Raw genomic sequence first — 11,822 nt, 5'->3', positions numbered from 1 at the left:
AGGTTGGGGAAAGAAAGCAGGTTTTATGCATGTCAGAAAAGGATACCGCCGTCCCGTGATTTATGTTAAGATCAGAAAGAACCGCCAGGGCAGCTTGTACGTTCAGCGCTGCGGTTTACTAACGGAAGAATGGGCAACGAACATTTTTTTGCAAGCGACTACAACAGCCAGGATTAATAAGGGGGAGCAACCGCCATGTCAGCAGCCAATGTGCAGAAATTGTGTGAAACGACGAGAGAAAAGCTTAAATCCGCAATCGAGAAAATGGAAGCCTTTCTGAACCATCATGCGCTGCCGCAGCTTGCGGAAGGGAACGATGAAGAGACGGTACGTTTTTATGAAGGATTTCTGTCCGATCTCCGCCATCTGCTGGTATTCTCGGAAATGTCCTATGAGAAGCTGGGGGTTGCCCTGCGCCGCGCCAACTTCGACGAAGATTTCGCGCAGAAAGCGCTTTATAATGTATATCACTACGGTGTAAACAACTTCTTTTATCCGAAAAATGAAAGCTATTCCGAAGACGGGCGTTATGCCTACACCGGCCAGGACGCCATCCGTTTCCGCAAGAAGCCGGTGCGCCCGGCGCGTGATATCATTCTGGAAATCACCAAGGTGTACGAAGAGCTGCGCGACGATCTGAGCTATTATGAGAATGACTATCTGACAGAGAAGCGCATGCAGAATCAGGTTTAACATGTAAAATAAACAGGATCGTGTCAGCCGAAAGGGTGATGCGGTCCTTTTTTTGATGGTCGTCAGCGCAGCGGCTCTCCGGTATGGAGGAGCGCTGTTTTTGATTTGCTGAGGTTCTGGCCGAATAGAGCATACAGGGGGCGGGCAAAATAAGGCCGGGGTGATAACAATGTCAATCGAGAAACCGCTTGTAAAATGCAGCGTCAGCAATTGCCATTATTGGGGCGAGCAAAATTTGTGCCGGGCTGAGGAGATCATCATCGAAATTGACAAGCATGCGGGCAGTGCCTTCAAGGAAGAATATGCCGAAGAAATGACAAACCGCAACCACCGTGATGTGGCCCGCAATTCCTCGGCTACCTGCTGCTTGACGTTCAGACCTCAGGAATAAGGAGGCGCCGTATGGATTCGCACAAAGAGGAGGACAAGCTGAACCAGCCGCGGCGAAAAGTGGTGCTCCGTCCGCGCCGGGTCGACTATCCCCGCCGGGACAAGACGCAAAGTGAGGAGTACGCCGCAGAGATCAGCCCGCTGCCGGCATCCGTCGACCGGAATGATCTGATCACCATGGAAGACGCCGGAGCAGGCAGTGACAGCAAATCGCTGGGGTATATCGGACTTGGCTTTGGACTGGTATCGTTATTTATTTGGTCCATTATTCTCGGTCCCATCGCTGCCATAATCGGTTACTATGCTTTCAGCAAAGGGCAAAAAACCGCAGGAGCCTGGGCAATGGGGCTTGGCCTGGTATCGGCACTGAGTTATTTTGTGTTAATACCGTTCGCCCAATAAAACGCATTTGTCGCAACAGAAACAGGCATTCAGACCCAAAATTGCGGGTCTGAAGTCTGTTTTTTTATGGCTGCATATAGCAAAAACGTTGATTTAATTGTAAAATTAAGCCGAATTTCAAATTTTAAATTGCTGTTGTCGGCTTAGATATATATCGCAATTACATGAAATGAGGGACATATGGCATGGATATTAATTCTGTAGCCGGTACGGCCGCGCAACTGAAATGGATTAATCTCCGGTCTTCGGCCGTCGGCACAGATCCGTCTAAGGCTACCGGCCAGGTTAACGGGTCTTCATCTGCGGAATTTGCAGCGCTGCTGCAGGAGCTCACACTGCAAACTACAAGCGGCGGTTCCGGCGAGGCGTCGGCGTTGGCTCCGCTGGACAGCTCTTATCTGGAAGGCCTGCTCTGGCAGCAGCTTGGCGGAACTGCGGGAACGGGCAACGAAGCCTCCATTTCCGGGGAAATAACGCAGACTATTCCGACCGATTATGAAGCGCTGATACAGGCGGCAGGGACGAAATACGGTGTGTCTGTAGATTTGATCAAGGCCGTAATCGATACGGAGTCATCGTTTAATCCGAATGTGGTCTCATCGGCGGGCGCCAAAGGGCTGATGCAGCTGATGGACGGAACGGCGAACGGACTTGGCGTCTCCGACCCGTTTGATCCGGCCCAGAATATCGACGGCGGCGTACGGTATTTATCCTATCAGCTTCAGCGGTATGCCGGTGAAGAGAAGATGGCGCTGGCCGCCTACAACGCCGGGCCGGGCAGGGTGAACAAGCTGGGCGTGAGCAGCGACGCTGAGCTGATGGAGAAGCTGTCGCTGCTGCCGAAGGAGACACAGGCCTATATTGCCAAAATAGAACGCGCGCGGGCTCAATACGCGTTATAATAAAAGGGATCAAACGGGGAAACCTTGGACCACATGGGTGGCGGGGCCGTTTGGTCCTTTTTCACCCTGACGGGAAGAAGCCAAGAGCACAAAGGAGAACTTAACTATATGCTTTATTGGGATTATGCCGCCGCTGCGCCGCCATACGAGGAAGTGGTGCGGACGGTGGAGCAGATTATGCGGCTGCACTACGCCAATCCGTCCTCACTGTACCGAGCTGGACTGGAGACGGCGCAGCTGGTGCAGCGGGCCAGGGAGGTCTGCGCCGCTGCGCTCGGCGTCCAGCCGTCCGAGATCCGGTTCACCTCCGGCGCGACGGAAAGCAACAATCTGGCGGTGAAGGGCGCGGCCCTGCAGTATCAGGGGCGCGGCCGCCATATCGTAACTACGGAGATTGAGCATCCGTCGGTATATGACAGCTGCCTGCAGCTGCAGAAGCTGGGCTGGGAGGTCAGCTTCATTGCACCGGATGGACGGGGCGTTATAGACCCGGAGCGGATCGCGGCCGCCATCCGGAAGGACACGGTGCTGGTCAGCGTCATGCATGTCAATAATGAAGTCGGCTCTGTGCAGCCGCTGGCGGAGATTGGCCGGCGGATCAAGGCGGCGAACCGCCGGACGCTGTTCCATGTGGATGGCGTCCAGGGGTACGGCAAGCTGGAGACGCGGCTGCGGGAGTGGCAGGCTGATCTGTACAGCCTGTCGCCGCATAAGATCCGCGGCCCGCGCGGAGTCGGCCTGCTCGTCATCAAGGACGGGATCGAGCTGTCCCCGCTCTTGACGGGCGGCTCCCAGGAAAGCGGGCTGCGCGCCGGCACGGAGAATGTGCCGGGCATTGTTGCTGCGGCCAAGGCTGTGCGTATGAGCGGGGAGGCCAGGGAGGCGTTCGCAGCCCGGGTGACTCCGCTGCGGGACCGGCTGCTGTCTTTCCTGCGCGGCATTCCAGAATTTGTGGTTAACAGCAGCGAAGAAGGTGCTCCGCATATCGTAAACTTTGCTTATCCCGGTATGAAGGGTGAAGTGATGGCCCGCAAGCTGGAGGAGCTGGGTATGCTGGTGGCGACCCGCTCGGCCTGCTCCTCGCGGCATGCCGAGCCCAGCCGTGTGTTGCTGGCCATGGGCCTGGGGAATGAAGCGGCGCTTGGCGGCATCCGCATCAGCTTCGGTGACATTCATACACCGGAGGATGTGGAGAAGCTGGAACAGGCGCTGCTGGCGGCAAAGTCCGCACTGAAGATTGCCGAAGGGGGCGTTTAGAAACCTATGATAGAAGTTACAACCGCGGGCGCAGCCAAGAGCCTGGCATACGCCGATCTGCTGCTGCTCCGCTTCGGAGAATTTACGCTAAAGGGGAAGAACCGGGCGCGGTTTGAAAAGAGTGTGCTGCGTCACGTGAAGGAGCTGCTGAAGATTTATCCGCGCGCCGAAATCAGCAAAGAGTTCGGACGCCTGTACGTTGCCCTGAACGGCGAACCGGCTGAAACGCTGGCTGAAACGCTGCGCAATGTGTTCGGCATCGTCTCGATCAGTCCGGTTAAGGCTTGCGCTTCCCGCCTGGAGGATATTGTGGAGACGAGCCGCGCATTCCTGGAACGGCTGGCTCCCGAGCCCGGCACGACCTTCAAGGTGGATGCACGCCGGGTCTGGAAGGCGTTCCCGCATGGCTCGCTCGAGCTCAACAAGCTGGTATCAACGCCGCTGCTGCAGGGATACCCCGGCCTCCTTGTCGATGTGAAAGCGCCGCAGCTGGAGCTGAAGGTGGAGGTCCGCGAGACGCAGACCCTGATCTTCTGCGAGAACATCGCCGGCGTAGGAGGGTTTCCGCTCGGTACAAGCGGCAAAGCCATGCTGCTGCTGTCAGGCGGTATCGACAGCCCCGTCGCCGGCTGGTCCTCCATGCGCCGGGGGCTTGAAGTGGAGTGTATCCATTTCTACAGCTTTCCGTACACGAGCGAGCTGGCCCGCCAGAAGGTTGTTGATCTGGCCCGCGTGCTCTCACGGTATTCCGGAGGCATTAAGCTGCATCTAGTGCCGTTCACGGAGGTGCAGACCGCGTTTACCGGCATCGGCCAGGATAATCTGATGATTACGCTGATGCGCCGTGCTATGCTGCGGATTGCCACGAAGCTGGCCGAGCGCGAGGGTGCGCTGGCGCTGGTGACAGGCGACAGCCTCGGCCAGGTCGCCAGCCAGACCTTGTCCAGCATGAACGCCATCGGACGTACAACAGAACTGCCGCTCCTTCGTCCCCTGGTGATGATGGACAAGAGCGAGATTATCGACTTGTCCAAACGGATCGGCACGTATGAGCTGTCTATTTTGCCTTATGAGGATTGCTGCACGCTGTTTGTACCGAAATCGCCCACAACCAATCCGAATCTGCGGATTCTGGAGCGGATTGAAGCGACGCTGCCCGGATATAACGAGCGGCTGGACGCGGCGCTGGAAGGAACGGAGACGGTGCTGATTACGCCGTACGGCAACGAGCGGCCAAGCGACGGAGCTGCGATGGAAGCCGGACTGCAGGAAGAGTGGTTCTAGCAACCGGTTTACGCATGAGCAAGGAGCGGAAGCGTCCTGTACGGGCTGCTTCCGCTCCTTTTTGTAATCAGTCCTAATGCGAAGCCCCGCCTTGTGGAGTCCTGCCGCGCTGCCTGCTCAGGCGCTTCCGGTGTCCGGCTGCAAGGATAGCGGCAATGACAATGACTGGCAGCAGCGCCCGCAGCAGCGGATGCTCTGCGAAGAACGGCTCCAGCCGCTTTTCGCCGGTAATCATGCTTGTTGCGGTATAGCCGAGGACAGCTGAACCCAGATAGATAATCCAGGGGAAACGGCCGATCAGTCGGATGAAGAGTGTACTGCCCCAGACGACGATCGGCACGCTGATCAAAAGACCTGTGACAACGAGCGTAATATTGTGGTTCGAGGCTCCGGCGATGGCGATTACATTGTCCAGACCCATAGCGGCATCGGCGACTATAATGGTGCGCACTGCACTCCACAGCGTCTTACCTGCGTCGATATCGGGGTCCTCCTCCTCACCGGCGAGCAGCTTGTAGGCGATCAGAAGGAGCAGCAGTCCCCCGAACAACATCAGCCAGGGCACCTTTAGCAGCCAGACGACCAGGACAGTGGCGATAATCCGCAGCACGATGGCTCCGCCGGTGCCGAGCAGAATCGCTTTACGCTGCATGGGGCCCCGCAGATTCCGTGCAGCCAGCCCGATAACGATGGCATTGTCCCCGGCCAGGATCAGGTCAAGGAATATAATATTGACGAGCGGCAGGACAAACGCCGTCAGCATATCATTCAAGATGTGGTCACTCCTACAGGTTAATGGCACAATGGTTTGTTATGTCTAGTTTTGTATACGCAAAAACAGCCCCGCCCATGCATCCTCCCGCAAAAAAAGTTGGACAGGACGCATAGCTCGCCCGCCTTGGACATACATGTAATTACATGCAGTTCGGGGAGGTTAAGATATATGGATTCTTTGTTGCTGCTTGGTCAAATCCTGATGATCAATCTTGTGCTGAGCGGGGATAACGCCATGGTCATTGCGATGGCCAGCAAGAATCTTCCGCCGGAGAACCGGCGGACTGCCGTCTGGTGGGGCGCGGCGGGAGCGGTGGGGCTGCGCTGCCTGCTGACTTTTGTCGCGGTACTGCTGCTGAAGGTGCCTTATATTGAAGCCGGCGGAGGCCTGCTGCTGCTCTGGATCGCCTTTAAGCTGCTGCTAGAGGATGAGGAAGAAATGCGCGTGGAGGAAAGCACCAGTGTCTGGAAGGCGGTGCGGACGATTCTGGTAGCAGACTTCATTATGAGCCTGGACAATGTGCTGGCGATCGCCGGACTGGCTCAGGGGGATCTGGCGCTTATTGTGATCGGGATCGCCCTCAGCATACCGATTGTCGTCTGGGGCAGCGGCATCATCGTCAGCTGGCTGCACCGGTTCCCGGTGCTCATCTATATCGGCGCATATATTCTGGCGTTCACCGCCGGCAAGATGCTGCTGCAGGATGATAAGTTCGGGCCGCTGATTTCCTTGGTCCTGCCTTCCCTGCATACTGCCTTGCCGCTGCTGCTGGGGGTTATCGTGATGGTGTCGGGAGCGGTCAAACGGCGGTTTGTATCGGCGGAGTAGATCCTGGCTATACTTGGAGTATGGCTGTGCGGAAGTCCCGGATTCCGGCTTCCTGCGCGGCTCTTTTTTATCGGATGCTTAAATTCGCTGCGGACGCAATGGATTTTAATGGCTTTTTCCGCTAAACTATAAGCAAGAATAGGCTGACGTTTCCCGGGAAATTGCCGCAAGACAATATATCCGGGGAAATGATGCGATTGTTGAAGGGATGGGGGAAGGATGTCTTCCAAAAATGACATAAAGCTCGGCGTGTTCATAGTTGCTGCGGGATTATTGATCTTTCTCGGCAAGCTTGGGGTGTTCGGATTTCTTGGACGGACCCTCTGGCCGCTGGTTCTGCTGATACCGGGACTGCTGCTGCATGTGCTGTTCTTCACCCGCCGCGCTCCGGCATCCGTGCTAATTCCCGGCGGAATCCTGGTCGTATACGGCTTGCTGTTCGGCTTCTGCAATACATGGGGCTGGGGGGTTATGGCCCATTTATGGCCTGTGCTGCTGCTGGGCCTTGCGGTAGGACTTTATGAGTATGCCTTCTATACCCCCCGCAGCGGAGCAGTGGCCATAGCAGGGATCGTCCTGGGTATCCTGAGCCTCGTTCTGCTCTTCTTCAGCGTGATGGGTACAGGAGCGCTTTATGTACTCGGAATTCTGCTGGTCCTCGGCGGAGTATGGATCATCGCCGGACGGGGCAGATCACGCAGCAGCCGGCTATGGAACGGAAGAGGGTAATGAACCGGGAAGTTTGCATTGCGGAGGCTCCTGCAGGATTTTCACAGTCTGCACGTAAATGGAAGTGCTTTTTTCATAAAAAGACTTGCTTTTCATGGTGCTTTCACTATAAAATTAAGAAATGTTGGAGCGTCGGCTTTCTGCCTGGCGCTTCTTTTGTGAGATTGCCGAGACATGTTAAGAATTTGAACATTTTACATTTGATAAATGAGAGGATTTGGATACAAATCATGCATTCAAGAACAGAGATCCGCAACATTGCGATTATTGCCCACGTTGACCATGGCAAAACTACGCTTGTCGACCAGCTGCTGCAGCAGTCCGGGATTTTCAGCGCACATGAGCAGCTTCAGGAACGTGCCATGGACTCGAACGATTTGGAACGCGAACGCGGCATTACCATCCTGGCCAAAAATACAGCCATTACCTATAAAGAGTTTCTCATTAACATCGTGGATACCCCGGGACACGCCGACTTCGGCGGCGAGGTAGAGCGGATCATGAAGATGGTTGACGGCGTACTCCTCGTAGTCGATGCGTATGAAGGCTGCATGCCGCAGACGAAATTCGTCTTGCGCAAAGCGCTGGAGCAGAAGTTGACCCCGATTGTGGTTGTGAACAAGATTGACCGTCCGGCTGCCCGTCCGAAGGAAGTCATTGACGAAGTGCTTGATCTGTTCATTGAACTCGACGCGAACGACGATCAGCTGGATTTCCCTGTAGTATATGCTTCGGCCCTGAACGGGACATCCAGTCTGGACCCGGAGAAGCAGGACGACAACATGCTGGCCCTCTACGAAACGATTACAGAACATATTCCGGCACCGACCGAGAAAATCGATGAGCCGCTGCAATTTCTGGTTACGCTGATGGATTACAACGAGTATCTCGGACGTATTGCCATCGGCCGTGTAAACCGCGGTATTATCAAGCAAGGCCAATCCGTGACCGTAATTATGCGTGACGGCAAGAGCAAAACAGCCCGGATCGAGAAGCTGTTCGGCTTCCAGGGTCTGAAGCGGGTAGAGACGGAAGAAGCAGGCGCCGGTGATATTGTGGCCATTGCCGGCATCAAGGACATCAACATCGGGGAGACCATTGCCGATCCGCAATTCCCGGAGGCGTTGCCGGTTCTGAAGATCGATGAGCCGACGATGCAGATGACTTTCCTCGTGAACAACAGTCCGTTCGCCGGTAAAGAAGGTAAATGGGTGACCTCCCGTAAGCTGCGCGAGCGTCTCTTCAAAGAGCTGGAGACCGACGTCAGTCTTCGTGTGGACGAAACGGACAGCCCTGATGCTTTCGTCGTGTCTGGACGCGGTGAGCTTCACCTGGGCATTCTGATTGAAAACATGCGCCGTGAGGGCTATGAGCTGCAGGTTTCGAAGCCTGAGGTTATCGTTAAGGAAATTGACGGCAAGAAGATGGAGCCGCTGGAGCGCCTTCTGATTGATATTCCGGAAGAAAGCATGGGTGCCGTTATGGAAAGTCTGGGAACCCGTAAAGCCGAAATGGTCAATATGGTGAACCACGGTACCGGGCAGGTGCGTCTGGAATTCCTGATTCCGGCCCGCGGCCTGATCGGCTACAACACTCACTTCCTGACGCTGACACGCGGATACGGGGTAATGAACCATGCATTTGACAGCTATGCACCGCTGATCGGCGGGCAGGTTGGCGGCCGTCACCAGGGCGTGCTGGTCTCCAGCGAGACTGGAACCTCGACGTTCTACGGCATGATGGGCGTGGAAGACCGCGGCATCCTGTTCCTGGAGCCGGGTGCGGATATTTATGAAGGCATGATCGTGGGCGAGCATACCCGCGACAATGATATCATCGTCAACATTTGTAAGGAAAAAGCGTTGACCAACGTGCGTTCCGCCACGAAGGACGAGACTGTCAAGATGAAGACGCCGCGCCTCTTCTCGCTCGAAGGCGCACTGGAATACCTGAACGATGACGAATATTGTGAAATCACCCCTAAATCGGTACGCCTGCGCAAAAAGATTCTGAACAAAGGCGAACGTGAGCGTGCGGAGAAACAGCGCAAGCAGGCGCAAGCCAGCCAGGCCTAATATCCGCTATAAGAGCCGCCGAACGATGGTTTTCGGCGGCTTTTGCTTTGTGCTGATGAAGCTGTGCCACTGGCAAGGTTATCCGGTGGAGCGCAACTTTTACGGCTGAAGACCGTCTATTCATGTAGATTATCTGCTGAATCCGGCAACCAACAACGAAAAAAGGAACGTTCTGATTATGAGTAGAGGCAATGACAGTTTACCTCCTAGGAGAACAAGCGGACCGCAGACACAGCGCAGAAATTCCGCGAATACGGTCCCTCCCGCAAAGGGAAAGCCTAAGAAAACGAAGAAGAAAAGAAGTCTGGCCGCAAGGTTGTTCCGTCTGGTTCTTATTCTTGTGCTGCTTGCCTTTCTGGCGGTAGCGGCATATGCGGGTTACCTGTACTGGCTGCTAGAGAAACGCGGTGTCGGCATCGACCAGCCGGTCGAGGAAGGCATGATGGCTTCGACGAAGCCGATTACGATGCTGCTGCTTGGCACAGACAACCGTCCGGAGCATCCTTCCAATCTGACGGATGTCATTATGGTGGTGTCTATGAATCCTGCGGCCCAGTCGGCCACGGTCGTCTCGCTGCCGCGTGATACTTACGTGGAGCTGAGCGGGTATAAGAAGACGAAGATCAATGCCTTTTATTCACGTTTTAAAGGCAAAGAGGATAGCTCCGGCATCACCGCCGAAGATGAGATGAAGACATTTATGGGCAAATATCTGGATGTCGATATCGACTACGTCACGGTGCTGGATTTCCAGGGCTTCCGCGACATTGTCGATGAGCTTGGCGGGGTAGACGTCAACATCAGCCAGGACATGTGTTATACGGACAGTGTAGACGGTACGGATATTAATCTGACCAAAGGCCCGGCCACACTGGATGGAGATGATGCGCTGGACTATGTGCGTTACCGCAAATCCAATTGCAGTCCCAAGACGGAAGGGTCCGACGACTTCGACCGCAACAAACGGCAGAATGAAGTGCTGAATTCGCTGCTTGACCGGATGCAATCGCTGGGCGGGGTACTCAAGATCGGCCGTGTGCTCGATGCGGTATCAAACAATATGGAGACCGATATCGAGAAGGCGCAAATTAAAAGTCTGATCTCCACGTATTGGAAAATTACGCGAGACAACGTGATTTTTGTCCCAGTGACCGGAACGTGGCGAAGTCCATATGTATATATTAACGACAAAGAACTGGAGGCAGCCAAGGAAAGCCTGCAGAGCACGATTTCCGGAGCAAATTGAATGCAAGTTTTGCGTTATGCTATAATATAGTTAATCGAACGCATTATGCTCTACAACAGGGGGGCTGTACCTATGTCCGAAGCCGTTGCTCAGCTCAATGAATCTCTGCTGTCCATGCTGCAAACCGAAACGTTTGTCCTGCTAAACACGGTCGACGCGGAAACGGGAGGGCCGACATCTACGGCCGTATCCTGGATTTACGCGGTTAGCCCTTCTACCCTGCGTCTGGCGATTGACCATCGTTCCAGACTGGTGAACAACATTAAGGCCAATCCGTTAATTACGGTAACCGTCTTCGGCGGGAATACCGTGTATGCCATCAACGGCCGTGCGGCCGTAAGGCAGGATCCGCTGGAGGATGTACCTTTCAAGATGTGCTGCTTCGATGTGGAGATAGAAGCGGTCCGCAATGCGCTTTTCTATGGCGCGGCGCTGGAATCCGCCCCGAAATATGCCAAGGTATACGATGCCCGTGCGGCTGAAAAGCTGGACGGACAAGTGTTTGCCGCCATGAAAAAAGCCTAGTGATCATATCACTGGGCTTTTTCTGGTCTTTGGGGACCTATTCTTCAGAAGCTTCGCTTTACTTTGTGGGGATATTTTCCGGCAGCTGCGGCACGATCCGGCCGATGATGTCGGCCATTTCCGCAGCGAAGCCGGATACCGGACGCCCCTGGGAAATATGACGGCCCATATCGGCCAGCCGGCTGGAGAGATCGACATCAGCCGTTACCAGGGTCCGTACACCGCGGGGGTCTTTGCGGATCGCCTCGGCCACTGAATATTTGATTGTGCCGACCCGCGAGCGGTCCAGTGCGCCGTCCACGTCAATTCCTACTACAGCCACATTGTTCATGACGACACAGTGGGCACCCTGGACGCCGGTCACTCGTGCCGCAAGCTGCTCGAAATGGTCTTTTAACGCAAGATCACTGTTATCCTGTACCTCCCGTACCTCCTGAGCCTCCGAGTACTGCGGGGCGGTATTTACCTGATCCTCGCCTTCGTTTGTCAACTGCCGCATTTCACCGGTTCCCCGGGTGGTTATTTCTCCCGCCGTCTGATTATCCTGAGGAGAGGGTGATGACTCTTTATTGGCGATACCGCAGCTTGTCAGCAGCAGCAGTACCAGCAACAGACACATTGATTTTTTCATATGTGAATACTCCTTTCAGTCCATGATTACAGCTTTATCTTAGATTGCCCGTGCTGAAAAGAGTTATGTATGACCAATCAAACCA

The 11,822-nt window shown here is 55.0% G+C and carries 13 protein-coding genes; 11 read left to right on the top strand and 2 right to left on the bottom strand.

The window, feature by feature from the left end; genetic code table 11:
• The first annotated feature begins 195 nt into the window (after positions 1-195).
• The 6 genes from F1381_RS16110 to thiI all read left to right on the top strand — a co-directional run bounded on the left by F1381_RS16110 (position 196) and on the right by thiI (position 4,928).
• Complete coding sequence (locus F1381_RS16110) at positions 196-693, top strand: YpuI family protein (RefSeq protein ID WP_151735871.1); 498 nt, start codon at positions 196-198, stop codon at positions 691-693.
• A 169-nt stretch (positions 694-862) separates the two neighbouring features.
• Positions 863-1,084: a DUF1540 domain-containing protein gene (locus tag F1381_RS16105; protein WP_151735870.1), complete on the top strand. Its 222-nt coding sequence runs from the start codon at positions 863-865 to the stop codon at positions 1,082-1,084.
• Positions 1,085-1,095: 11 nt separating this feature from the next.
• Entirely contained in the window at positions 1,096-1,485 is a 390-nt protein-coding gene (locus F1381_RS16100) for a hypothetical protein (RefSeq protein ID WP_151735869.1), read from the top strand.
• A gap of 185 nt (positions 1,486-1,670) precedes the next feature.
• A complete protein-coding gene (locus F1381_RS16095) occupies positions 1,671-2,387 on the top strand; it encodes a lytic transglycosylase domain-containing protein (protein WP_151735868.1) in 717 nt (238 codons plus the stop codon).
• A gap of 108 nt (positions 2,388-2,495) precedes the next feature.
• A complete protein-coding gene (locus tag F1381_RS16090; protein WP_151735867.1) occupies positions 2,496-3,644 on the top strand; it encodes a cysteine desulfurase family protein in 1,149 nt (382 codons plus the stop codon).
• 6 nt (positions 3,645-3,650) lie between these two features.
• Positions 3,651-4,928 (top strand): tRNA uracil 4-sulfurtransferase ThiI, encoded by a 1,278-nt coding sequence (gene thiI / locus F1381_RS16085; protein ID WP_151735866.1) that lies wholly within the window; start codon positions 3,651-3,653, stop codon positions 4,926-4,928.
• A 73-nt stretch (positions 4,929-5,001) separates the two neighbouring features.
• Here thiI and F1381_RS16080 read toward each other — a convergent pair whose 3' ends face one another.
• Positions 5,002-5,691, bottom strand: a complete 690-nt coding sequence (locus tag F1381_RS16080) for a TerC family protein (protein WP_151736008.1) — start codon at positions 5,689-5,691, stop codon at positions 5,002-5,004.
• A gap of 180 nt (positions 5,692-5,871) precedes the next feature.
• Here F1381_RS16080 and F1381_RS16075 point away from each other — a divergent pair, with 180 nt between their 5' ends.
• From F1381_RS16075 to F1381_RS16055, 5 genes are all read left to right on the top strand, one after another.
• A complete protein-coding gene (locus F1381_RS16075) occupies positions 5,872-6,531 on the top strand; it encodes a TerC family protein (protein WP_151735865.1) in 660 nt (219 codons plus the stop codon).
• Between the two features lie 219 nt (positions 6,532-6,750).
• On the top strand, positions 6,751-7,260 hold the full coding sequence (locus tag F1381_RS16070; RefSeq protein WP_151735864.1) for a hypothetical protein: 510 nt from the start codon (positions 6,751-6,753) through the stop codon (positions 7,258-7,260).
• A gap of 230 nt (positions 7,261-7,490) precedes the next feature.
• Positions 7,491-9,335 carry a translational GTPase TypA gene (gene typA, locus F1381_RS16065; protein ID WP_151735863.1) on the top strand — a complete coding sequence of 615 codons (1,845 nt, stop codon included), beginning with the start codon at positions 7,491-7,493 and terminating at the stop codon, positions 9,333-9,335.
• Between the two features lie 178 nt (positions 9,336-9,513).
• The gene (locus tag F1381_RS16060) at positions 9,514-10,581 is read left to right on the top strand and encodes an LCP family protein (RefSeq protein ID WP_151735862.1); all 1,068 of its coding nucleotides are present in this window, start codon (positions 9,514-9,516) and stop codon (positions 10,579-10,581) included.
• A 72-nt stretch (positions 10,582-10,653) separates the two neighbouring features.
• Positions 10,654-11,106 carry a pyridoxamine 5'-phosphate oxidase family protein gene (locus tag F1381_RS16055; protein ID WP_151735861.1) on the top strand — a complete coding sequence of 151 codons (453 nt, stop codon included), beginning with the start codon at positions 10,654-10,656 and terminating at the stop codon, positions 11,104-11,106.
• A gap of 58 nt (positions 11,107-11,164) precedes the next feature.
• On the opposite strand, the gene F1381_RS16050 is transcribed toward F1381_RS16055, so the two are convergent.
• A complete protein-coding gene (locus tag F1381_RS16050; RefSeq protein WP_151735860.1) occupies positions 11,165-11,737 on the bottom strand; it encodes a YhcN/YlaJ family sporulation lipoprotein in 573 nt (190 codons plus the stop codon).
• Positions 11,738-11,822 lie beyond the last annotated feature (85 nt).

The sequence above is a fragment of the Paenibacillus tengchongensis genome, from assembly GCF_008973665.1.
Classification (GTDB): domain Bacteria; phylum Bacillota; class Bacilli; order Paenibacillales; family Paenibacillaceae; genus Paenibacillus_AQ; species Paenibacillus_AQ tengchongensis.
The sequence above is the reverse complement of the archived record's forward strand: the minus strand, read 5'-3'. Positions and strand labels throughout refer to the sequence as shown.